The 22,012-nt window shown below is 41.9% G+C and carries 25 protein-coding genes; all 25 read right to left on the reverse strand.

Annotated elements, in window-relative coordinates:
* Positions 1-5: 5 nt before the first annotated feature.
* The gene (locus D6855_RS13175) at positions 6-2,504 is read right to left on the reverse strand and encodes a sensor histidine kinase (RefSeq protein ID WP_120741861.1); all 2,499 of its coding nucleotides are present in this window, start codon (positions 2,502-2,504) and stop codon (positions 6-8) included.
* Entirely contained in the window at positions 2,501-3,196 is a 696-nt protein-coding gene (locus D6855_RS13180; protein WP_120741863.1) for a response regulator transcription factor, read from the reverse strand. The genes D6855_RS13175 and D6855_RS13180 overlap by 4 nt, the downstream gene beginning before the upstream one ends.
* A 103-nt stretch (positions 3,197-3,299) precedes the next feature.
* A complete protein-coding gene (gene pgeF, locus D6855_RS13185; protein WP_120741865.1) occupies positions 3,300-4,169 on the reverse strand; it encodes a peptidoglycan editing factor PgeF in 870 nt (289 codons plus the stop codon).
* Positions 4,170-4,184: 15 nt separating this feature from the next.
* Positions 4,185-4,550 (reverse strand): YraN family protein, encoded by a 366-nt coding sequence (locus D6855_RS13190; RefSeq protein WP_243111936.1) that lies wholly within the window; start codon positions 4,548-4,550, stop codon positions 4,185-4,187.
* A gap of 13 nt (positions 4,551-4,563) precedes the next feature.
* Positions 4,564-4,866, reverse strand: a complete 303-nt coding sequence (locus D6855_RS13195; protein WP_120741869.1) for an EscU/YscU/HrcU family type III secretion system export apparatus switch protein — start codon at positions 4,864-4,866, stop codon at positions 4,564-4,566.
* 12 nt (positions 4,867-4,878) lie between these two features.
* Complete coding sequence (fliK, locus tag D6855_RS13200; RefSeq protein WP_120741871.1) at positions 4,879-6,603, reverse strand: flagellar hook-length control protein FliK; 1,725 nt, start codon at positions 6,601-6,603, stop codon at positions 4,879-4,881.
* Positions 6,600-7,361 carry a ribonuclease HII gene (locus tag D6855_RS13205; RefSeq protein ID WP_120742106.1) on the reverse strand — a complete coding sequence of 254 codons (762 nt, stop codon included), beginning with the start codon at positions 7,359-7,361 and terminating at the stop codon, positions 6,600-6,602. The genes fliK and D6855_RS13205 overlap by 4 nt, the downstream gene beginning before the upstream one ends.
* The gene (gene lepB, locus D6855_RS13210; RefSeq protein WP_120741873.1) at positions 7,361-7,894 is read right to left on the reverse strand and encodes a signal peptidase I; all 534 of its coding nucleotides are present in this window, start codon (positions 7,892-7,894) and stop codon (positions 7,361-7,363) included. The genes D6855_RS13205 and lepB (D6855_RS13210) overlap by 1 nt, the downstream gene beginning before the upstream one ends.
* Before the next feature lie 36 nt (positions 7,895-7,930).
* Entirely contained in the window at positions 7,931-8,806 is an 876-nt protein-coding gene (ylqF, locus tag D6855_RS13215; RefSeq protein ID WP_120741875.1) for a ribosome biogenesis GTPase YlqF, read from the reverse strand.
* Positions 8,807-8,820: 14 nt separating this feature from the next.
* Positions 8,821-9,420, reverse strand: coding sequence for a signal peptidase I (lepB, locus tag D6855_RS13220; RefSeq protein WP_120741877.1), 600 nt, complete (start codon positions 9,418-9,420; stop codon positions 8,821-8,823).
* A gap of 75 nt (positions 9,421-9,495) precedes the next feature.
* Positions 9,496-9,846 carry a 50S ribosomal protein L19 gene (gene rplS, locus D6855_RS13225; protein ID WP_120741879.1) on the reverse strand — a complete coding sequence of 117 codons (351 nt, stop codon included), beginning with the start codon at positions 9,844-9,846 and terminating at the stop codon, positions 9,496-9,498.
* A gap of 104 nt (positions 9,847-9,950) precedes the next feature.
* Positions 9,951-10,370 carry a cytidine deaminase gene (cdd, locus tag D6855_RS13230; RefSeq protein ID WP_330546968.1) on the reverse strand — a complete coding sequence of 140 codons (420 nt, stop codon included), beginning with the start codon at positions 10,368-10,370 and terminating at the stop codon, positions 9,951-9,953.
* Positions 10,371-10,441: 71 nt separating this feature from the next.
* Positions 10,442-11,383: an ABC transporter permease gene (locus D6855_RS13235; protein WP_120741881.1), complete on the reverse strand. Its 942-nt coding sequence runs from the start codon at positions 11,381-11,383 to the stop codon at positions 10,442-10,444.
* On the reverse strand, positions 11,383-12,519 hold the full coding sequence (locus D6855_RS13240) for an ABC transporter permease (RefSeq protein ID WP_120741883.1): 1,137 nt from the start codon (positions 12,517-12,519) through the stop codon (positions 11,383-11,385). Before D6855_RS13240 ends, D6855_RS13235 begins: the two co-directional genes overlap by 1 nt.
* A complete protein-coding gene (locus D6855_RS13245) occupies positions 12,519-14,069 on the reverse strand; it encodes an ABC transporter ATP-binding protein (protein ID WP_243111938.1) in 1,551 nt (516 codons plus the stop codon). Before D6855_RS13245 ends, D6855_RS13240 begins: the two co-directional genes overlap by 1 nt.
* Positions 14,070-14,162: 93 nt before the next feature.
* A complete protein-coding gene (locus D6855_RS13250; RefSeq protein ID WP_120741885.1) occupies positions 14,163-15,383 on the reverse strand; it encodes a BMP family lipoprotein in 1,221 nt (406 codons plus the stop codon).
* Positions 15,384-15,431: 48 nt separating this feature from the next.
* Positions 15,432-16,208 carry a uridine phosphorylase gene (udp, locus tag D6855_RS13255; RefSeq protein ID WP_120741887.1) on the reverse strand — a complete coding sequence of 259 codons (777 nt, stop codon included), beginning with the start codon at positions 16,206-16,208 and terminating at the stop codon, positions 15,432-15,434.
* A gap of 98 nt (positions 16,209-16,306) precedes the next feature.
* Positions 16,307-16,819 (reverse strand): ribosome maturation factor RimM, encoded by a 513-nt coding sequence (gene rimM, locus D6855_RS13260; protein WP_120741889.1) that lies wholly within the window; start codon positions 16,817-16,819, stop codon positions 16,307-16,309.
* Positions 16,816-17,592, reverse strand: coding sequence for a tRNA (guanosine(37)-N1)-methyltransferase TrmD (gene trmD, locus D6855_RS13265; protein ID WP_120741891.1), 777 nt, complete (start codon positions 17,590-17,592; stop codon positions 16,816-16,818). The genes rimM and trmD overlap by 4 nt, the downstream gene beginning before the upstream one ends.
* 64 nt (positions 17,593-17,656) lie before the next feature.
* Positions 17,657-17,884, reverse strand: coding sequence for a KH domain-containing protein (locus D6855_RS13270; protein ID WP_120741893.1), 228 nt, complete (start codon positions 17,882-17,884; stop codon positions 17,657-17,659).
* 46 nt (positions 17,885-17,930) lie between these two features.
* On the reverse strand, positions 17,931-18,176 hold the full coding sequence (rpsP, locus tag D6855_RS13275; RefSeq protein ID WP_022777217.1) for a 30S ribosomal protein S16: 246 nt from the start codon (positions 18,174-18,176) through the stop codon (positions 17,931-17,933).
* Positions 18,177-18,255: 79 nt separating this feature from the next.
* Positions 18,256-19,638, reverse strand: coding sequence for a signal recognition particle protein (ffh, locus tag D6855_RS13280; protein WP_120741895.1), 1,383 nt, complete (start codon positions 19,636-19,638; stop codon positions 18,256-18,258).
* Positions 19,638-19,979 carry a YlxM family DNA-binding protein gene (gene ylxM, locus D6855_RS13285; RefSeq protein ID WP_199712452.1) on the reverse strand — a complete coding sequence of 114 codons (342 nt, stop codon included), beginning with the start codon at positions 19,977-19,979 and terminating at the stop codon, positions 19,638-19,640. The genes ffh and ylxM overlap by 1 nt, the downstream gene beginning before the upstream one ends.
* A 79-nt stretch (positions 19,980-20,058) precedes the next feature.
* Entirely contained in the window at positions 20,059-20,925 is an 867-nt protein-coding gene (locus tag D6855_RS13290; protein WP_120741899.1) for an AraC family transcriptional regulator, read from the reverse strand.
* Between the two features lies 1 nt (position 20,926).
* Positions 20,927-22,012, reverse strand: coding sequence for a glycoside hydrolase family 25 protein (locus tag D6855_RS13295; RefSeq protein WP_120741901.1), 1,086 nt, complete (start codon positions 22,010-22,012; stop codon positions 20,927-20,929).

The raw sequence follows: 22,012 nt of genomic DNA on the forward strand, positions 1-22,012 counted from the left end.
CTCATTTACCTGGCTGCGTCAAATCTGATAATTACTTTAAACAGATCTCCATCAAGTCTTATATCAAAGTCTCCGCCCTGAGCCACAGTAAGGTTCTTGGCTATTGAAAGACCAAGTCCACTGCCCTCTGTGGTTCTTGATACATCGCCTCTTATGAATCTCTCAGTAAGCTCTGTGGCATCGATGTTGAGCTCAGATGCTGAAATGTTCTTGATTGAGAACACTACCTTCTTATCTGCCCCTTCTTTATCTTCATAAATCATATCAAGATATACTCTGGTTCCAGCAAGAGCATACTTGCAGACATTGTTTAGAAGATTCTCAATAACTCTCCACAGGTGCCTTGCATCAGCCATGATGCTCATATCCTGCTGCTGCGGCTTAAATATCACCTGGAGATCACTCTTTTCAAGCTTCTCGTAGAACTCACCAATTGTCTGGTTAACAAGCTCAACGAAATTGATCCTGGTAAGCTCGATACTGATATTTCCAGAACTGATCTTGGATGCCTCCACAAGATCTTCTGTGAGCTGCTTTAATTTCTGAGACTTAACATCAAGGACTTCGATGTACTCTTTTGCCCTGTCGTTAGCTATATCTTCCCTCTTAAGAAGGTCTACATAGTTGATGATAGATGTAAGAGGAGTCTTGATGTCGTGAGAAACATTGGTGATAAGATCAGCCTTAAGCTTCTCGTCCTTCATACTGGTATTTACTGCCCTGTCTATACCTTCACCAATGGAGTTAACAGCTTCTGCTAGCCTTATGTTGTCTGAATGGAGATTCTCAACATTTACCTTGTCCTTAACATTGCCATTTTTGATATTCTCGATAACGCCAATGATCTTGTCTCTGTCAAGGTTCTGTCTGTATCTGTAAATTCCTACAAGAATGTCAAAGCATGCAGCCACAAGTATCCCGGCAATTCCAAGTCTGAACAGTATAATGTTAAATGCCACAAAGAATACGTAAGGGATCCAGCTTCTTATTATCACATTGCCGTTATCTGTAGCATTGGTGATAAGGTTTCTGGTTCCGCCAATTATCGCCCTTAAAAGGCTCTCTTTCCAAAGAGTCTTATGAATAGCCTTTTTAGCAAGTGTGTAGATCATAAACAACAGGCCAATGCTTGCCAAAAAGCCTATGACTGCACAGATATATGGTACAAATCCGTTTGTCCAAAGCTCGCTTGTCCTGATAAGAACATAGCATGCACTAAATACTATTACCGGAATCACCATTATAGCCAGTCCGATAAGGGCTATAACCTCTGTATAAAGACCCTTGGAAGCGTCCGCTACTGGCATATTCTCTTCTCTTGCCCTGACAATATCTGATACAATTTCCTTCTTTTGAAGGTGAAGATAAATAACTGTAAGAACCACATATATAAGTGCAGAAATTACGCCAATTACGTAGACCTGAGTCCTGTATGGCATGTATCTTGCAAAGCTTACCTTACCTTCTACAAATGAATCCTCTACAGGATATGTATTGGTATCAACTGCAATATAGAGCTTGATCTGGTCTGGATAAGCATAGCTGTAAGATTTAAGGATAGACCTTACAACATTTTCCTTGATAAGAGTGTTGGTCTCATAGCTTATCTCGTATGGACAGTAATAGATATACTTACCATAACCTTCAAAAATACTCTTAATGTCTTTACCTGTGGTCTCCTTGGAAAGTTCAGGTACATTAGTGAACACACTGGTCTTGCCATTAACAGTTCTTGTTATATAGTAGCGAAGGTTTGTGTTCAGGTAGTCATAATATGCTGCAGTGTTATTGTACTCCTCGTAGTTGGCCAAAAGATCTTTTGCTGCCTCTTCTACGTATGAACACAGAAGGTTGTACTCCTCCCAGGTAGAAACAATATCTTCAATGTTTTTGCCATCTGCGGTCTGATATCTGGAAATAAGGTATGTGTGCTCACCATCTGAGGGGACTGTATTTCCAGATACTGAGAAGGTGATACTGTTTCCATCTATCTGGGAGTTTAAGTATGAGTTCATACCACCTGAAAACGCATTGCTCTTTAGATGGGTATATGTAGTTGCACTGTTTAGGAAATTAGCACTCTGCTCCTGGGTGAAATTCTTGGTCTCGTAATTAAATCCGCCCTGAGCCCACTTAAGAAGATCGGAAAGATAATACACAGCTGTAATGTAGTCTCCAGATAAAGTTGCTCCTCTGTTTACATAAGCTGTTACATCGATCTTCTTTTTGTCATCATAATGACCATCTGTTTCAAGCTGAGTCCTTATGGCTACGTGTCTTAATACATCAGAAACGTTGTTTCCAAGGATATTGTTGAACAGATATGAACCTTCATAATCCCTGTTTCTGTCTGATTCATAGAGATTGTAGGACTGATAACCGTTAATTCCGTTTATCATTATGCTGGATCCAGCAAAGGAATATGCCACAACAAAAGCTATGATTGCTGCCAGCACATGCTGAATGAGCCTAAGCGTCCTGAATTTTCCTGCATTCTTTTTCATTTAACGTCTTCCTCGATCTTGTATCCAACGCCCCATACAACCTTAAGGAACTTGGGTTCTCTTGGATCAACTTCTATTTTTTCTCTGATATGTCTGATATGTACGGCGATAGTATTATCTGTGCGGACAGAGAAATCTCCCCAGATGTTTTCATATATCTGGTCGATGGAATAGACTTTTCCTTTGTTCTTGGCAAGGAAAGCCAGGATCTTGTACTCGATTGGAGTAAGCCTTATTGATTCCCCATATACGGTAACTGTCTTAGCATTGTCATCAACAACAAGTCCCCCAGAAGAATAGACGTTGTCTTTTTCAACGATCTTACCAAGGGTAGTATATCTTCTCACATTACTCTTAACTCTTGCCACAAGCTCCAATGGGTTAAAGGGTTTGGTCACATAGTCATCTGCGCCAATATTAAGCCCAAGGATCTTATCAGAGTCCTCAGATTTTGCTGAGAGAAAGATAACCGGAATAGTTGAAAAGTTCCTTAGCTCTTTTACCAGATGGATACCATCAATCTTAGGCATCATGATATCTACTATAGCCAGATGTATCTGGTTTCTTCTCAGAACAGAAAGTCCCTCTTCTCCGTCATAGGCCTTATAGACATTAAAGCCCTCCTGCTCAAGATAGATCTCAATGGCATCAACTATTTCCTTGTCGTCATCGCATACTAAAATGTTTTCCATATCGTCCTCACATATCTTACTAATACTATTAAATCATCTAAATCTTAAGATTTACCGTCGAAATTTCTTAAGATTTCTTAAGAAATGTACGAATATTCGTCAATTATTGTTTGATAGATAAAAATGCGCACAGATTTCCCCTCTTTTCTCCATGAACTCTGTGGGAAAACAGAAGCTCCGGATTACATCTTGTGCAGATGTCTGTGACAATAATATTCTCGCTTTTTACGCCACTTTGAAGCAGGGTATATCTTATAACATTCCAAAGATAAAGCCTGTATTTTCCATTTGGATATGGCACAAGAAGCTCATTATCTTTAAGCTCATCTTCTGTAAATACTTCCTTAAACTCTTTTGCCACATCTTCTCCGATCTCATAACACGGGCCACAGATTGAAGGTCCAATCGCGCAGATAAGGTCTGAGCTTTCTGTACCATAGTTTTCATGCATCTTTTCTATGGTTTTGGCTGAGATCCTTCCTTTAGTGCCCTTCCAGCCAGAGTGGGATAAGCCGATAGCTCTTTTTACAGGGTCAATGAAAAATACCGGAGGGCAGTCTGCATGAAAGGTTCCAAGAATTATGCCCGGGACATTGGTAACAAGACCATCTATATCCGTGTAATCTCTCTGGATCTTAGGGCCTTTTCCTCTGTCCTCTTCAGTAATGACCTTTACGTTTGTTGTATGGGTCTGGAAGGTGCAGACAAAGTCATCGAGGGTCCTTCCATGTCCAAGTGCATCTGCAACAAGCCTGTAGTTCTCATCAACAGCTTCCTTGTCGTCGCCTCTTGTGTAGCTTAAGTTGGTCTCTGCAAAACAGCCTTTGGATACTCCTCCGATCCTGGTGCTAAAGAGGTGATCAACAACTCCAAGTTCTTCTATCTTTGGAAAAACAAGGTATTTAAGACCATTGTGGTCCCTAAGCTCCATAGTATGTTCATTGCCATATCTTTTAATCTGTATATTACTCATATCTGCCTGTCCTTTTTAGTTGCAATAGTCGAATGCATTCTTTATCCATTCAAATGTAAGCATGCCTTCAGAAGCACATACCGCAATTACATCATAACGTATAGGGGAATCAAAAGAAATCTTTTTAGAATATAGATAGAATCTGGAGACACTAGAAATGCGTCTGCGTTTTGAATAGTTTACAGCTTCCTGGGGTGCTCCAAAGCTGTTATCTTTTCGATATTTCACCTCAATGAAACACAGGTAAGGGCCATCCCTTGCAATAATATCTATTTCTCCGAGCTTGCATCGAAAATTTCTCTCAAGGATCCTGCATCCATGCTCTTTAAGATAATTGCAGGCAAGATCCTCATTGGTGTTGCCAATAACTCTTTTGTTCAAATATTTAAACCTGTTACTTTCCTTTTGATCTGTCTTTTGCCTTAATCTTATCCATAGCATCTACAAACACCAGGATTTCAGCCACAACTTCATAAAGCTCAGGAGGGATCATCTCGCCAATCTCTAGTCTTGAGAGCGTATCAGCAAGCTTGTCATCCTCGTGAACCGGAATCTTGTTTTCCTTGGCCTGATCAATGATCCTCTCAGCTATAGCTCCTCGTCCGGAAGCTATTACCTTAGGTGCACCATCTTCATTGGGATCATAGCCAAGGGCTACGGCGGTCTTCACTTTTTGCTTTTCATCTTTGTCAGCCATATTTATAGTCCCTTAAGCTCTGGCATCAAATGAATTCGTGGACAAAATAGGGGTTTTAGAGACACTTAGCATCTCATCAACCGCTGCATCCTGCCCATCCATATCATCATGAAGCTTTAATGTAGCATTCATGGTGTAGCCTCTTTTTTCAAGTCGTTCATTTAGAATATGAATATTGTCGTTTATAAGATCGATTACACTGTCATCGGCCACATAGAAGTTAGTGGTCACCTTGGTATCAAGGAGCTTTACATAAACATCTACAGGGCCAAGATTTTCCATATCAAGATGGAGAGCTGCACTTACAGATCCATCTTCACTCATCTTCTTGTTTTTATTCCTGTAAACATAGAGGTCTCCATGAACATTCTGACCAGCCATCTGCAGAGGAAGCTGGACATACTGGAACATCTGATTGAGCTGATTCATAAAGTCCAGATTGTTCTGAAGGTTATTTGCAGACTGAGCAAGCTTACTCTCAGCACCAAGATTCTGGTTTATGGCTTCAGTCAGACCTTTAGCCTGATTGCTGAGCCTCTGATAAAGGTTATCGATATTCTCCTTATGTTCAACATCAAGGGGCTTTAAATGCCACTGAGAGGACATATTGTCCTTAAGGAGCCTGGTATAATCCTTATTGGAAAAGATATTTTTCCAGGCTGTAGATTCAGCAGAATTTTTAAGGTCAGCCTCCTCGAAAGCTTTCGATAACTCTTTTAAAAGAGCTTTCTGCGCATCCTCAAGCTTTGCTGCCTGTTCAGGGTTTTCCGCGATATTTACTGTAGCAGTCTCTTTTAGCACCTCATTATATGTATTTATTGCTTTATCAGATATACCAAGGCTTTTCAGGTTTTCAACAAACTTATCTGAAAGAGCGCCTGGGGACTGCTCTGGATTTGTAGTGTTCTCCAATACCTCTTTAGGATCAGCATTTGCCGACGCCTTTGCAGCAGTCTCAGGATTCTGCTCCTGTATTACTTCTTCTGCATCCACAAGTGCACTTGAAATTGGTGCCTGCTCTTTTATTGCGGCGCCTTCATCGGAAGCTTCTATCTCGTTACCAAAGAGCTTAAGGACTGAGCCATAAAGATCAAGAGCCTCTGTCTCTTTTCCCGAAGCCATAAGCTCAGAAAAAGCACTTGGCATCTCATCTATAATGCTCTCCATGGTAGAAGTAACCTGGTGCTCATAGTTCTTGTAGCTCTCGAACTGGGCGATGTTCTTATCATCAATTGGGATATTAAGACTCTTCATTTCCACAAGAGTTGTTACAGAAGTATTTGGATATGAAGACAGAGATTTATTCATCTCAACAAGAGCATCCTTGTTAATTGGCAGGGATGCAGACATCATGTCCTTAACCATCTGAATGGTATCGTTGTTTATCTCGATTCCGGCAGCTGTTAAGGCTTTTAATGTGCTCTGATCTATGGATGTATTCTCGTATAAAGGAGTAATGGAAACTCCGCCCTGACCTACTGAACGGACATTGAAGTTTAGAGTCTGACCCTCTCTAAGGCCCATGCCATCCTGAAGCTTTGCAGAAATAGCAGCGTCCCCGACATTTATTGTGGCAATCTTACCTTCACTTGTATCAGTAATGGACACAACAGTACCCTGAATAGTAGCTCCAGCTTTAAGTTCGGGGGCCTGAGATGCTGCCTCCTGGCTTTTAACGCTGCTACCATCAATGATAATGTTAGTATTCTGCTGTGATACGCCGCCAATTATACTCATACAAAATTTCCTATGAAGGATCGTCTGTGTATCTCGCAAGGTCCATATTTCTTAAGAGCTGCAATGTGCGCTTCGCTGCCATATCCCTTATTGGAATCAAATCCATACTCAGGATACTTAATAGCCATTTCCTTCATGACACGGTCTCTGGTAACCTTGGCTATGATGCTGGCAGCAGCTATGGATGCACTCTTGGCATCACCTTTAATGATTGATACCTGCTTGAACATTTCAAGCTGTGGAATATGAACTGCATCTATCAAAAGAGCTCCTGGCTTTTCGCTTAATCCGTTAACAGCCTTAGTCATTGCCTCGTAAGTAGCATTTAAGATGTTGATCTCATCAATGCGCTCACAGGTAGAAAAGCCGATGCTTACGCTGACAGCTTCCTCCATGATGACATCATAAAGCTCTTCTCTCTTTTTTTCGGATAATTTCTTGGAATCATTTAGATATAACAAAGGGCAGTCAGGCTTAAGAATTACAGCTGCTGCATAGACTGGACCCGCTAGTGGACCTCTGCCTACTTCATCAATTCCGCACAAAAGTCCACAGTCCTGATATTCACGCTCGTACCAGTACATTTCATAGGTACGCTTCTTTTCTTTTTCGATAGAATCTATCTTTTTGAGGGCACTTTCAACAAGTTTTCTGACACCGGCTCTTTCATCCAAGCTGTATGTATCAATAAAGGATTTAAGTTCCTGCTCCGACTGTGATGTCTGTAATATCCCCTTGATGTCTGAAAGTGACTGCATCATTCAACTCCCCCAAATTGTGAAAATGGATAAATACGAATAAAGGCTTTACCTAAAATATCTTTCTTATTGATGTTGCCTACAGAAATATCACGGCTATCCATACTGTGATTTCTGTTATCCCCCATGACAAAATACTCATTTTCCCCAAGGAGTATTTCTGTTTCTGCTCTGCCTGGATCAAGGATCACCTCTGCTCCGTAGTTCTCGATAAGCTTGGCATCATTGATGAATATATTGCCATCAAAATCAACCCTTACTCTCTCACCAGGAAGTCCAATGACTCTCTTAATAAAGAACTGATTATTGCCATACTGATAAGGGAAAATAACAATGTCATATCTGTGAGGCTCAATGAACCTGTAGGAGAGCTTATCAACTATAAGCGAATCTCCATCCTGAAGTGTAGGTGCCATTGAAGAACCACTTACCTCTGTTCTCTGGGCCACAAAAGTGATAAACAAAAATGTAAGTCCAAAAATTACTAGCAGATAAAGAAGTGTACTAAGTATTTCTTTTAATACTTTACTCATGTCAGTCTCTCTTTCAGTGCAGAAAAAGCACTAGTTTTATTCTGGTCTTTCTAAGGACAGCCTTCCAAGTCTTCCGTTTCTAAAATCATCAAGAAGAAGTGCACTGGCTCTGTCTATATCTGGAACTGCTCCCTGCTTAATAAGCTTCCTGTTTTCAGCTATGGCTGAAAGCACTGCGCTAAGCTTGGTAGCATACTGCTCTTCCTCAAACTTTATAAGCTGTTCCTCACTTATATTATACTTCTCTTTTATAACTCCGGGGTAGTATTTATCTAATACTTTTATAAGCTCACATGCAAGCTCCACAGTATCAAGGTTCTCATCGTTCATGGAACCGATAAGTGCCAGGTGAAGGCCAACCTCCTGGTCTTCAAACTTGGGCCACAAAATACCTGGAGTATCAAGCAGCTGCATGTTCTTACCAAGTGATATCCACTGCTTACCCTTGGTAACGCCGGGCTTATTGCCTGTTTTGGCAGATGCTCTTCCAGCGAGTTTGTTGATAAATGTTGATTTACCCACATTAGGAATACCTGCAACCATAGCCCTTATCGGCCTTCCTACTATTCCTCGCTTCTTATCTCTCTCAATCTTCTCTGCACAGGCGCTCTGAACAACATCCTTGACCTTGCCTGCTTCATTGCCGGTCTTGGAGTTCATCTCAAGAACAAAGTTTCCCTGAGCTTCATAGAATTCCTTCCATTTCTTGGTAATGGCAGGATCTGCAAGATCAGCCTTATTGAGGATAATAAGTCTGAACTTATTCTTGCCAAGCTCATCAATGTCAGGATTCCTGCCAGAAGCCGGGATCCTTGCATCTGTAAGTTCAATTATGATATCTATCAGTTTGATGTTCTCCTGCATCATTCTGATAGCTTTTGTCATATGACCAGGGTACCATTGATAATTCATATGATCACCTATCCTTAATAGTTGTTAAGTATTGGGCCAAAATGTGCTTCTTCATGAGCAAATTTAAACCAGGCCTTACCAACAATCATTGAATCACTAACGATTCCAATATTAGCACTTCTGGAATCTTCACTGCTGTTTCGGTTATCGCCAAGAACAAAGTATTCTCCGCTCTTAAGCTTTATAGGGTTAGATGCAATTCCTGCATCTTCCATTTTATCAAAATAGTCGTCATCTTCATCAGCTGCTTCATCATTGATATACAAAGCGCCATCAATTATCTGCACTGTATCTCCAGCCTTGGCGACTATTCTTTTTACATAGTAATGGGAATTGGTATTACCATTTGGTAAGAAGACAACAACATCTCCGGTTTTAGGGCTGATAATCTTAGCCAGCGCTCTGTCAACCAGAACCTTTTGTCCATTTGAAAGAAGTGGCTCCATCGAATCACCAATAACCATTACCTGCATTCCGAAAAAGAATACAAGAGCACCAGCAATAAACACTGCTGCAATAGTTATGGAGAGCCATGAAAAGATTTCTCTAATAAGCTTTGGGGTTATTCTCTTTTTCTTTTGATTAAAAGTAAGATAATTCTTCCTTGATCTCATAGAGTCCTCATAATATGTCTTTATAGAATTTTAAAAAGGGCAATTACTAAACGTAACTGCCCTTTAAAAAACAAATTATCTGGTAACAAGCTCCTTAACCTTAGCCTTCTTACCTGTAAGTCCCTTAAGGTAGTTCAGCTTAGCTCTTCTTACCTTACCTCTTCTAACAACCTCAACCTTCTCAACGATAGGTGAGTGAAGTGGCCATGTCTTCTCAACGCCAACACCGTAAGACTCTTTTCTTACCGTGAAAGTTGTACGGTTGCTGCCGCCCTGAATCTTCTTAACAGTTCCTTCGAAAACCTGAACTCTCTCACGGTTTCCTTCCTTGATCTTAGCGTGAACTCTTACTGTGTCACCTGTATTGAATACTGGTGCGTTAGCGTTCAGCTGCTCTTTCTCGAGCTCCTGGATAATTGTACTCATATTTCTTCTCCTATTCTATGGACGTTCTTATACATAATCAATATGCCAGAGGACCGTCTGATTATCACAACGCACTATAATATAACACAAAATACAGTATAAAGTCAACCCAAAAGATCTTTTGGTCCAAATCTGTCTGGAACTGATTCAGGCAGTGTTACAATCTTATATTCAGTTAATGATTTAGCCATGATAATCTGAAAATCATCATGACAGAACTCACTCATAACCTGTCTGCAAACGCCGCATGGTGGGCAAAAATCAACTGGATCAGAGCCATCCGGACCACCAGCTATGGCAATTGCTGCAAAATCCTTGACGCCTTCGCTTACAGCCTTGAAAAAAGCTGTTCTCTCAGCGCAGTTTGTTGGTGTAAATGCAGCATTTTCAATATTGCAGCCAGTATAGATCTGACCATCCTTTGAAAGAAGTGCTGCTCCAACATTGAAATGAGAATATGGAGTATAGCTCATCTTTCTCATCTCAAGGGCTGTTTTAATAAGTTCCTGTACGTTAATATCCATAAATAATTATCTTTCCCAAAATATAAAGAGTCTAAATTCCCCGCCCATACAGGCGGGGAAAATCTTTTTTATTATCTTGATCCCTTGTCGTAAGGAATACCTTCTGCCTTAGGCGCTCTTGAATTAGATGATGTAAATGCAAGAACGATAAGTGAAATAATGTAAGGCATCATGTTGTAGACAGATCCTGGAATATTGAGAGCTGCCAGGAAATCAAAGCCTGAATATACGTTAGACAGAGCTCTGAAGAATCCAAACAGAAGCGCTGCAAGTCCGATGTTTATTGGTTTCCACTGACCAAAGATCATAACCGCAAGAGCAAGGAAACCAAAACCAGCAACACCTACCTCAAACTTCCACTCACTTACGCCAGCTGTGATATATACAATACCACCGATTCCAGCAAGCATACCTGAGATAAGAACGCCTGCCCAGCGCATAGTGTAAACATTGATACCTACACTGTCTGCAGCCTGAGGATGCTCACCGCAGGCCATAAGGCGAAGACCAAACTTAGTCTTGTAGAGAACTACATAAGCAAGAATAAGAGCGATAAGAGCTACCAGCATGAACCAGTTGAACTGGAATGAACCGATAGTAACAACAAGAGCCTTCTTGGTCTGAACGTATTGTACAGTAGAAGAAACGTTGTCAGGGTTCTCAGCGATATTGATTGACTTAACAATAACTGTTGCAGCTGCTGCAGCAAGCATGTTAAGAGCTGTTCCAACAAGGGTCTGATCAGCCTTAAGGTTGATACATGCAACAGCAAGAAGTACTGAATAAACAACGCCAGATACTACCGCTGCCGCAATAACTGCCAGCACAATAAGAAATGCCGGAGTATTAGGTGAAATGTACTTAAGTGTAAGAGCACCACCAAGGGCTCCGATAACCATTATTCCTTCAAGTCCCAGGTTGATAACACCTGAGTGCTCTGAGAAACAACCACCAAGGGCTACAAGGATAAGAACTGAAGCAAATAAAAGAGTGTACTGAATAAGTAATACCATTATCTTTTACCTCCTTCTTTTCTTTCTTTTGCCTTCTCCTGTCTGTTTCTGAGGTAGTTATTCAGATACAGCTTGAAGAAAAGAACGAATCCGCACAGATAGATGATGATAGCTGAAATAAAGTCTGAAATCTGTGAAGGATAGATATTCTTGTCAAGGTACGAACCACCACTGGTGATGTGCTGGATAAAGTAGGAAGCAAAGATCGTTCCTATTGGATCCAGACCTCCAAGGAATGTAGCAGCGATACCATTGAATCCCATTGAAGGAACTGATGACTGTGTTACAGACCACTGCTCATATCCTGTAAGGAACAGGAACGCTGCACCAATACCAGCAAGTGCGCCGCCAATAAAGAGTGTTATTATAACATTCCTCTTCTCTTTCATTCCGCTGTATTTAGCAGCATCCTTGGCAATACCTGTAGCCTTGATCTCATAACCAAATACAGTCTTGGTAAGGATTATCTTTAAGATAATAGCAACAATAAATGCAAGAGGAATCGCAATAGTTACATACTTGTTGTTTGAAAAGAGCTTTTCAAGTCCAAGAGATGGAAGGAGCGCCTTCTCATTAACACTTGCGATCTGTACTGTGTAGGGGCTGGCTGTCTCTTTTACCCCAGAAAGAAGCATGTTAACAGAATAAAGACCGATCCAGTTAAGCATGATTCCTGAAATAACCTCGTTAACGTTGAGGTAAGATTTCAAAATACCTACTACAATACCAAAGATACCGCCTGCAATGAGAGCTGCCAAAAGGCAAACAAACCATGGCATCTTAAGAACCAGTGCGAAGAAAAGTGATGCACCTGCTCCAGCTACATACTGTCCTGCAGCACCGATATTGAAAAGGCCTGCCTGGTAACAGAACTGAATTGAAAGAGCGCACATAAGAAGTGGTGCTGCCTTAACAAGAGTGTTACCAAGGTACTTCATTGCTGCTGCTTTGGTAGGATAAGTAAAGTAGTTCTTGAGAATAGTGATAATAGCTTCTGTAGCACCCTTTGGATCAATGATAAGAAGTGCTATGTAACCAACTAAGAGTCCGATGATGATGCAGAGAATAGCAGCTAAAATGGACTGTACAGCTGGCTTTGATAAGAAGCTTTCTGATGACTTACCAGATGAACCCATTATGCTGTTACCTCCTTTCTCTTAGCTCCTGCCATGTAGAGACCAAGCTCTTCAGGAGTTGTTACCTTAGGATCAAATTCTCCTACTATTTCACCCTCGTACATAACAAGGATTCTGTCAGAAATACTCATAACCTCTTCAAGTTCCAGTGAAACAAGAAGAACTGCGTGACCAGCATCTCTCTGAGCAATGAGCTGTTTGTGGATATACTCGATAGCTCCTACGTCAAGGCCTCTGGTTGGCTGAACCGCAATGAGAAGATCAGGGTTTTTATCGATCTCTCTTGCGATGATAGCCTTCTGCTGGTTACCACCTGACATGGAGCGGGCAATTGTTGGAGCTCCCTGTCCGGATCTGATATCGTATTGCTCAATGAGCTTATCTGCATATGAATTGATAGCTGCCTTTTTAAGGAAGCCGGATTTGGTTGAGAACTCAGGCTCAAAGTATCTCTGAAGAACAAGGTTATAAGCCAGTGAATAATCCATTACAAGACCATGTTTATGTCTGTCCTCAGGGATATGGCTCATACCACTTGTTGATCTCTCTCTGATGGATGCATGAGTGATATCCTTGCCAGAAAGAGTGATCTTGCCTGTTGTGCAGTTCTCAAGACCGGAAAGTCCATAGACAAGCTCTGTCTGACCATTACCATCGATACCAGCTATACAAACAATCTCTCCTGATCTGACATCAAAAGAAACGTTCTTAACAGCATTGTTGTGATGGAGCTTACTTGGAACTGTCATGTTCACAACATGAAGGATCACATCACCAGGTTCCTTGTCTTCCTTGGTAGCAACAAGCTGAACGTCACGTCCAACCATCATTCTACTGAGCTCGTTCTGATCGGTATCAGCAATATTAACTGTTCCGATGTACTTACCTCTTCTAAGAACACTACATCTGTCAGCAACTGCCATGATCTCAGCAAGCTTATGAGAAATAAACAGAATTGACTTACCTTCTTTTGCAAGGTTTCTCATGATCTCCATAAGCTCATCGATCTCAGCAGGCGTAAGAACCGCTGTAGGCTCATCAAAGATAAGGATCTCATTGTCTCTGTACAGCATCTTAAGAATCTCAGTTCTCTGCTGCATACCAACAGTAATATCCTCGATCTTTGCATCAGGATCTACTTTAAGTCCATACTTCTCAGAAAGCTCAAGAACCTTTTTCTTGGCCTCTTCCTTCTGAAGAATTCCGTGTTTGGTAGACTCAACACCAAGAATAATGTTGTCCAGTACTGTAAAACACTGAACAAGCTTGAAATGCTGGTGTACCATTCCTATTCCAAGGTCGTTAGCATCGTTAGGATTGTTGATCTTAACTTCCTTGCCGTCTTTTTTGATGATACCTTCTTCAGCCTGATAAAGTCCAAAGAGCACACTCATTAAAGTTGACTTACCTGCACCGTTCTCTCCAAGCAGTGCATGTATCTCACCTTTCTTGAGCTGAATTGTAACATTGTCATTAGCTACAATTCCTGGGAATCTCTTGGTAATGTTCAGCATTTCAATAGCATATTCACTATTACTATTTTCTGCCATTGATACCTCCTCCATACCCTCATAAATTTATTTTTGAAAAAAGGCCGGAAGACTATGAATCTGCCGGCCCCTGAAAAGCGCAAGCGCGCAATATTATTTGATGTTGCCCTGGAAGTTGATCTTAGCTGTTGTAGCTGAAGGTTCCTCAGCTGAAGAATCGTTAGATACAGAAATCTTACCGCTTACCATATCAGCAACGAGCTGCTTGTAATCATCAGCTGTGAATGTATCTGTCCAAACTGTTGAATCAGCAAGTGATACATAGTTAAGTGTAAGATCATCAGCAGATACAAGACCAAGGTTCTGGATCTGTCCTGCAAAGTTCTCCCACTGGTTATCTCTGATAGCTGAAAGAAGAGTATTTACAGTTGCCTGAAGACCCTTCTGAGCTGATGTGATTGTCATGCCCTTACCGAACATTCCATCGATTGTTGCAGCCTGGTCAACGTCAACACCGATAACCTTGCCGTTTACCTTAGCAGCAGCCTCACCAGCTGATGTGAAGATACCACCACCACAAGCGAATACAACCTCTGTGCCGCCCTGGTACCATGTGTCCATAGCAGCTGTGATATCAGAATCACCGTAGAACTGGTTACCATAAGCGTAGTTGATCTCTACGTCAGCACCGATCTCTGCAGCTGCAGCGTCAGCACCCTGTACGAAACCATAACCATAACGGATAACAGCAGGAACTGCCATACCGCCAAGGAAACCAAGCTTTGTGTAGCCCATCTTTACTGCTGCGTAACCAGCCATGTATCCAGGAAGCTCTTCCTGATATACTGCTGAGAATACGTTGTCATATGTCTTGTTGTTGAAGTCTGAAGAATCACCCTCAAGGTCGTACTCAGAAACGTCAAGAGCTACGAACTTGATGTCAGGATACATCTCAGCTGTCTCTTTGATAGCGCCAGCGAAAGCGTAACCAGGCATAACGATTACATTGAATCCATCAGCTACAGCCTTGTCGATCATAGCTACTCTCTCAGCGTCTGAATCGCCTTCTGGCTTGTAGTATGTGAAATCTACGCCATTAGCCTCACCGAAAGCCTTGCAAGCCTCGTATGTTGACTGGTTGAATGACTGGTCTGTGATATCGCCGTAGTCAGTTACCATAGCAACCTTCATGTCAGTTGCCTCTGCAGGAGCCTCTGCCTCAGCTGCTGGCTCTGCTGGAGTCTCAGCTGTCTCAGCTGGAGCTGCCTCAGTTGCTTCTGTAGTATCAGTTGTTGCAGGAGCGCTCTCGCCACAAGCAGCAAGAGAAGCTACCATTGTTGCAGCCATAAGAACTGCTAAAATCTTCTTTTTCATAATTTCCCTCCATTATAAAAAGATATGAAATGTATAATAAAACCTTATTCAGGCTTTATCCAAATTAATGAGCTCTTTTACAGCCTCGATAGTGGTCTTGTAGACCATATCCATGTCGTGTACCTGTGGGTTGGGAAGACCTTTTTTAGCCCTCTCCTGATTGGCAACAACAAGAAGAACTGCTCCTGTGCGGATCCTTAAGTAACTACCCACAATAAATAATGTTGAGCTCTCCATTTCGGAACACAGACAACCACATTTGATCCATGCGTCCCATTTATACAAAAGATCAGGGCCTACAGGCTTGGTCTCAGGCTCATGCTGTCCAAAGAATGAATCCTTGCACTGAGCCACACCAACATGATAATTGGCACCAGCCTTTTTAGCTCCGTTAACAAGCGCATTAACTACATCAAAAGAAGCTACAGCAGGATACTCGATAGGTGCGTACTCCTTGGAAGTGCCCTCAGCACGGATAGCGCCAGATGCGATGACAATATCACCTCCGACAACATCATCCTGCATACCACCGGATGTTCCCATCCTGATAAAGGTATCAGCACCACACTTGGCAAGCTCCTCAACACAGATGGCTGTTGATGCTCCGCCAATGCCATGTGAGATAACGCTTACCTTCTCACCGTTAAGGTAACCTGTATAGCAGTTGTATTCTCTATTATAAGCAACAAACTTGGGATTATCAAAAAGTTTTGAAATAGATTCACATCTTCCTGGATCACCAGTCAAAAGTACATATCTGCCCACATCTCCCGGGCCAACATGAGTATGATACTGATATCCAGCTCCCTCAGTATAATCTACCATTAGAATCCTCACCCCAATATCTTGTATAAAGATATTTTCATACACTAAATATTTACTTAAACATTATAAGGCATTTAATAAGAAAAGTCACTTAATTTTTAAAGAAGACCATCCATTACATGAATGACGATTTTTCTGCCTTCAATGTCAATTTTCTTAACGCAATCCTTAATTGCAGGAATATATATCTTCTCTTCAGAGTCCTTCCTGGTCATCTCGTATACGTCATTGGCGCCAGTCTGAAGAATCTCAGTAAGAGTTCCAAGCTCATTATCGTCCTCATCCACGATCATAAGCCCGATAAGATCTGCACAGTAGTATTCCCCATCCTCGAGCTTTATCGCATCTTTGCGGTCGATGGTAAGTTCGCATCCTCTGAACTTCTCGACTTCGTTGATATTATTGAACTGCTTAAATTTAACAATAACAAACTTTTTGAAGAATCTGGCACTCTGAACATCCAAAAGAAGCTCTTCTCCCCTCTGGGTATGAAGAACAACCTGCTTAAGCTTTTTGAACCTTGATGGATCCTCAGTGGTGGGAAATACATTAACCTCTCCCTGAAGCCCATGTGTAGATGCTATTACGCCAACCTGAAATCTGTCTGTCATTGATTATCCTCTTCCTGATTACTTCTACGTTTCCTGCGTTTCTTTTTCTCTTCCTTGGGCGGGTTTTCCAAAACCCACTTCTCATAAAGATCCGGTCTTCTCTCCCTAGTCCTTAAGATAGACTGTTCAAGACGCCATTCATCAACCTTTTTATGGTCTCCTGACAAAAGAATCGCTGGCACTTTTTTGCCCATCCACTCCTCAGGTCTTGAATACTGTGGATATTCCAAAAGGCCGCCCGCAAAACTCTCTGTCATGGCTGATTCATCGTTGTTAAGAACCCCTGGCACAAGTCTTGAGATTGCATCTATCATGACCATGGCAGGAAGCTCTCCTCCTGTCAGTACATAGTCGCCAATAGAAACGTAGTCTGTAACTATCTCTTCCAGAACTCTCTCATCAACGCCCTCGTAGTGTCCACAAAGAAAAACAAGTTCCTCCTCTTTAGCAAGGTCAGCTGCCATTTTCTGATCAAAGACACTTCCCTGAGGAGTTACATAAACGACTCTTAGCTTCTTGTCCTTGGATAGTCCCTTAACAGAATCCCTGATAGCAAGGAAGCAGTCGTATATAGGCTGTGCCTGCATTAGCATACCAGCACCGCCACCATATGTATAATCATCAACCTTGTGATGTTTATTGTCATTAGAATAATCCCTGATGTTTACAGCATTGAAGGAAATAAGTCCCTTCTCTTCAGCCCTTCCAGTTATACTGGTCTTAAGGCCCTGCTCAACCATCTCAGGGAAAAGAGTCATTATATGGAAATTCATATTACTCCTAAAAGTAAATGTAATAAAGAGCCGAATAAAGTATATACCTTATTCGGCTCTAATATTATACTATTTCAACATCAACCTTAACATCTTCTCTTGTTGATGCAGCCTTAACAACGGCGCGGATTGCCTTGGCAATACGGCCCTGTTTGCCTATTACCTTGCCCATGTCTGAAGGTGCAACATGAAGCTCGATCATAATATTACGCCCGTCTTTTTTCTCGGTTACTACAACTTCGTCCGGATTATCGACAAGGGCCTTTGCGATAACTTCAACTAATTCTTTCACTTATCCACCTCCGGCAAATTTGAATGATAAATCAAATCAGAAATGTTTATTTCTGAATGCCGGCCTGCTTGAAGAGCTTTGCAACAGACTCTGTAGGCTGAGCTCCGTTTGAAAGCCACTTCTTAGCGAGCTCCTCGTCAACCTTTACTGTGCTAGGATCTGTGTTAGGATCGTATGTTCCGATCTCCTCGATGAACTTACCCTGTACAGGGAACTTTGAATCTGAAACGATGATTCTGTAGAAAGGAACCTTCTTCTTACCAATTCTCTTTAATCTGATCTTTACTGCCATTTTAATGTCCTCCATTAAATAAATTAAATTATTGTTTTAGTTTTTATATGTATCAAACAGCTACTGCTGCATAGACATATCAAAAGAATTTGTTGCCGCCGAATCCGCCCATTCCAGGGAATCCGCCAAACTTGCCCATTCCGCGTCTCTTGCCGCCCATAAGGCCTGGCATCTGTTTCATCATCTTATTCATCTGCTCGAACTGTTTGATGAAGCGGTTAACTGCGGCGATATCATTGCCTGAACCCTTGGCAATCCTGAATTTCCTCTGAGGGCTCATGAGCTTGGGATTTTTACGCTCTTCCGGAGTCATGGAAAGAACAATTGCTTCAAGCCTTGCAAGTTCCTTCTCATCAGGAAGCTGATCTTCACCAATCTTGCCCATTCCGGGAAGCATTCCCATGATGGCACCAAGACCACCCATGTTTCTCATCTGCTTCATGCTCTCAAGGTACATTTCGAAATCGAGCTTGCCCTTTTTCATCTTCTGGGCCATCTCTTTTTCTTTTGCCTCGTCCATCTGCTGCTGTGCTTCTACAGCCTTGTCGATAAGACTAAGGACATCGCCCATTCCAAGAATCCTGCTGGCCATTCTGTCAGGGTAGAACTGCTCAAGATCTGAAAGTTTCTCACCCATACCAACATAGAGAATAGGCTTACCGGTTACAGCCTTGGTTGAAAGAGCTGCACCACCTCTTGAATCACCATCCATCTTGGAGAGGATGATTCCATCGACGCCAACCTTGTCATTAAACTCAGAAGCTACATTTACTGCTTCCTGACCGGTCATGGCATCTACAACAAGAAGGGTCTGATGTACTGTGACCGCTTCCTTTATATTGATCAGCTCATTCATCATATCTTCGTCAATCTGAAGACGACCAGCTGTATCAATCAAAACAACATTATTGCCTGCCTTCTTGGCCTGTTCAAGGCTGGCCTTGGCAATATCAACCGGGCTTACATCTGAGCCCATTTCAAAGAAATCAACTTCCTGCTTGCTGGCATTTACACGCAGCTGTTCAATAGCAGCAGGTCTGTATACGTCACAGGCTACAAGAAGCGGCTTCCTGCCCTTGAGCTTAAGCTTACCTGCTATCTTGGCAGCGGTTGTTGTCTTACCAGCACCCTGAAGACCACACATCATGATCACAGTGATCTCATTAACTGGCAAAAGGCTAAGCTCAGTGGTCTCTGATCCCATGAGAGATGTCATCTCTTCATTAACGATCTTGATAACCATCTGTCCTGGGTTAAGGCCGTTTAAAACATCCTCACCAACAGCTCTCTCCTGTACAGAAGAAATGAACTGTTTAACAACCTTAAAGCTTACGTCGGCCTCTAAAAGAGCCATCTTGACTTCCTTCAGAGCAGCCTTGACATCCTCTTCAGAAAGACGTCCCTTGCCCTTAAGGCCCTTAAATACATTTTGTAGTTTATCTGTAAGACTCTCAAAAGCCATTAAGTGAGCTCCTCTAAAATGTTATCAGAGATATGCTGTGCTATCTCCCTTAGCTTGTCAGCATCCACATCCTGTCCGGATGCCTTCTTAAGTTCCTCAGCCTGGGATTTGATAGCTTCAAAACGCCTGATCATATGAAGCTTGTCTTCATAGCTCTGAAGCGTTTTGGTGCATCTCTTAATGAGGTCATGTACGCCCTGCTTGCTGATACCATGCTCATCAGCTATCTCAGTAAGAGACATGTCGTTATATACAGCAGCTTCATATATCTGTTTTTGATGTTCTGTTAAGAGTTCGCCATAGAAATCATACAGAAGGCCCTGCTCAACGATTTTCTCCATAATGAACCTCACCCATATTTATGCACAATGAGTATAATAACCAAAAAGAAAATAAGTGTCAAGTATTTTTTCTTGACACCTAAAATCTTATCTCTGACGGTAATATTCCAAGCTGGTTCTTAAATGCTCTGCTAAAGGATGAGTAATCCCTGAATCCGCATTCAAGACATGCTGTAGTTGCTGCCATTCCCTGGCTGATATAGTCTCTGGCAAGGAGAATTCTCTTTTCCGAGATATATCTGTGTATTGAATAGCCAGTCTCATTCTTAAATAGCCTCATCATGTGGTACTTGCTCATATAGAAATGGTCCGCAAGACTGTCTATGGACAGATTATAAGCAAGATTAGCATTTATATAGTCGATGATCTCAATGATCTTCCTGTTATATCTTGCTGAAGTATCAAAACAGTTCTTCTCAGTCAGGCAGGCCTCATTGAACATCAGTAGAGCATTTATAAGGTCAAGTCTTGTTTTTAGCTCTCCCCTGTACTGACTGTCCTGTTCTTTTATATCAGTCTCAAGCTTCTTAAATGCATCATAGATCCTGGAACTGATGCTTGCCTGGAATCTTACCACGCTGCTCTTTTTAGCTGTTGCCTCCTTGAAACAGTCAAGAAGACCATATTGCATAAGAAATTCATCCTTAAGGTACAGTATCATCCTGTCATACTGGTTATCCCTGCTGTCATTGTTCCAGACAGGCTTATGGATACTAAGCCTCTTTACAAGCACAAAATCGAAGGGCTTAAGTTCGTACTCCAGCCCTTCGATCATATATTTCGCATCCCCGGATAACACAAGGATCAGTTTATGAAAATCGTGATAGTGATAAGGAATATCCACGTTCTCACTGCTCTTTATGTGAAAGAAGTGAAAATCCTCGTTAAGATACCCCTTCTGCTCGTATGCTTCGTAGGATAAAGAAGCGTTAAAGTGCTCGTCCATTCTAGTAGTCCGTTATACAGATATTAAGGTCGACATCTCCATCAATTCCATCAACTCTTCCAGTTGATGTGTACTGCCACATATTGAAATGATATGGATAATACAAAGGAAGGCCATAGTAAGCGATCCAGATATCATATTTATCAACATCTTCAGCATCCATAAGAAGCGTAAAGCTCTTAACATTGCCGTAGATCATTGGTGTATAACCAGCCTGTTTAACCGTCTTGCAGAAGGTCTCTACAACAAGCTCATAATCATCGGTTGAAAGATTGGCTGTTCTGGCTGAATCAGACTCAGCAGACTCAACATCAATAACAACAGGATACGTGATATCATAGGGCTCTATGAGGTCAAGGATCATCTGAACCTCTTCTTTAGCCTCTTCTTCGTTGACAGCCTGTGAATAGAAGTACACTCCTACATCGATGCCATTCTCAGTAGCTCCAAGAACGTTATCCTCAAAGCAGTCGTCAACAAGAAGCTTACCTTCTGTGGTTCCGCGAAGACCTGCTCTTACAATTGCAAAATCTACGCCTGCTTTGGCAACCTTCTCCCAGTCAATACTGCCCTGGAATCTTGACACATCGATGCCATTTTTAGCTTCTACAGTTGAGTCGTCGCCCACATATTCAAGAAATCCGTCATCTCCAACCTCGAAGTCTGCTTCCTCAAAGCCGTGATGCTCAATCTTATCTGATATTGGGAAGAAGTAATATCTTCCAGAACTTGCTACAACGATCTGATCTGGGAAAAGAGATCTGATAGCCGATGTAGCACCGTCCCCATTCTCAAGCTTTTCCTGTATCATGTTTCTGATGGAGTTTCTGGTATTTTCCTCAGTTTCGATCTTGACGGTCTCCACAAGCTCTTTTGCCTCAGCCTCTGTATAGTAGCCTTCAGCATTAAGCGCATCAAGTTCGCTCTGAACGGCATCTTCCTGTCTCTGCAAAGATGCATTCTTAATAAGAAGCACGATGCTGAGGGAAAGACCCATCAAAGCAACAAGGCTCAAAAAGATGATTGAAATGATGTTGTGTGTATTTCTAACGCCTCGGCGCTCTCTTGTGTCTAAGGAATTATTCAT

This window comes from Butyrivibrio sp. CB08, assembly GCF_003625485.1.
In the GTDB taxonomy this organism is placed as follows: Bacteria; Bacillota; Clostridia; order Lachnospirales; family Lachnospiraceae; genus Butyrivibrio.

Excerpts from the sequence above, each read along its gene's own strand:
- D6855_RS13175 (WP_120741861.1), bottom strand. The coding sequence starts at position 2,504 with ATGAAAAAGAATGCAGGAAAATTCAGGACGCTTAGGCTCATTCAGCAT.
- D6855_RS13180 (WP_120741863.1), bottom strand. The coding sequence starts at position 3,196 with ATGGAAAACATTTTAGTATGCGATGACGACAAGGAAATAGTTGATGCC.
- pgeF (WP_120741865.1), bottom strand. The coding sequence starts at position 4,169 with ATGAGTAATATACAGATTAAAAGATATGGCAATGAACATACTATGGAG.
- D6855_RS13195 (WP_120741869.1), bottom strand. The coding sequence starts at position 4,866 with ATGGCTGACAAAGATGAAAAGCAAAAAGTGAAGACCGCCGTAGCCCTT.
- fliK (WP_120741871.1), bottom strand. The coding sequence starts at position 6,603 with ATGAGTATAATTGGCGGCGTATCACAGCAGAATACTAACATTATCATT.
- D6855_RS13205 (WP_120742106.1), bottom strand. The coding sequence starts at position 7,361 with ATGCAGTCACTTTCAGACATCAAGGGGATATTACAGACATCACAGTCG.
- lepB (WP_120741873.1), bottom strand. The coding sequence starts at position 7,894 with ATGAGTAAAGTATTAAAAGAAATACTTAGTACACTTCTTTATCTGCTA.
- ylqF (WP_120741875.1), bottom strand. The coding sequence starts at position 8,806 with ATGAATTATCAATGGTACCCTGGTCATATGACAAAAGCTATCAGAATG.
- lepB (WP_120741877.1), bottom strand. The coding sequence starts at position 9,420 with ATGAGATCAAGGAAGAATTATCTTACTTTTAATCAAAAGAAAAAGAGA.
- rplS (WP_120741879.1), bottom strand. The coding sequence starts at position 9,846 with ATGAGTACAATTATCCAGGAGCTCGAGAAAGAGCAGCTGAACGCTAAC.
- cdd (WP_330546968.1), bottom strand. The coding sequence starts at position 10,370 with ATGGATATTAACGTACAGGAACTTATTAAAACAGCCCTTGAGATGAGA.
- D6855_RS13235 (WP_120741881.1), bottom strand. The coding sequence starts at position 11,383 with ATGGTATTACTTATTCAGTACACTCTTTTATTTGCTTCAGTTCTTATC.
- D6855_RS13240 (WP_120741883.1), bottom strand. The coding sequence starts at position 12,519 with ATGGGTTCATCTGGTAAGTCATCAGAAAGCTTCTTATCAAAGCCAGCT.
- D6855_RS13245 (WP_243111938.1), bottom strand. The coding sequence starts at position 14,069 with ATGGCAGAAAATAGTAATAGTGAATATGCTATTGAAATGCTGAACATT.
- D6855_RS13250 (WP_120741885.1), bottom strand. The coding sequence starts at position 15,383 with ATGAAAAAGAAGATTTTAGCAGTTCTTATGGCTGCAACAATGGTAGCT.
- udp (WP_120741887.1), bottom strand. The coding sequence starts at position 16,208 with ATGGTAGATTATACTGAGGGAGCTGGATATCAGTATCATACTCATGTT.
- rimM (WP_120741889.1), bottom strand. The coding sequence starts at position 16,819 with ATGACAGACAGATTTCAGGTTGGCGTAATAGCATCTACACATGGGCTT.
- trmD (WP_120741891.1), bottom strand. The coding sequence starts at position 17,592 with ATGAATTTCCATATAATGACTCTTTTCCCTGAGATGGTTGAGCAGGGC.
- rpsP (WP_022777217.1), bottom strand. The coding sequence starts at position 18,176 with ATGGCAGTAAAGATCAGATTAAAGAGAATTGGTAAGAAGAAGGTTCCT.
- ffh (WP_120741895.1), bottom strand. The coding sequence starts at position 19,638 with ATGGCTTTTGAGAGTCTTACAGATAAACTACAAAATGTATTTAAGGGC.
- ylxM (WP_199712452.1), bottom strand. The coding sequence starts at position 19,979 with ATGGAGAAAATCGTTGAGCAGGGCCTTCTGTATGATTTCTATGGCGAA.
- D6855_RS13290 (WP_120741899.1), bottom strand. The coding sequence starts at position 20,925 with ATGGACGAGCACTTTAACGCTTCTTTATCCTACGAAGCATACGAGCAG.
- D6855_RS13295 (WP_120741901.1), bottom strand. The coding sequence starts at position 22,012 with ATGAATAATTCCTTAGACACAAGAGAGCGCCGAGGCGTTAGAAATACA.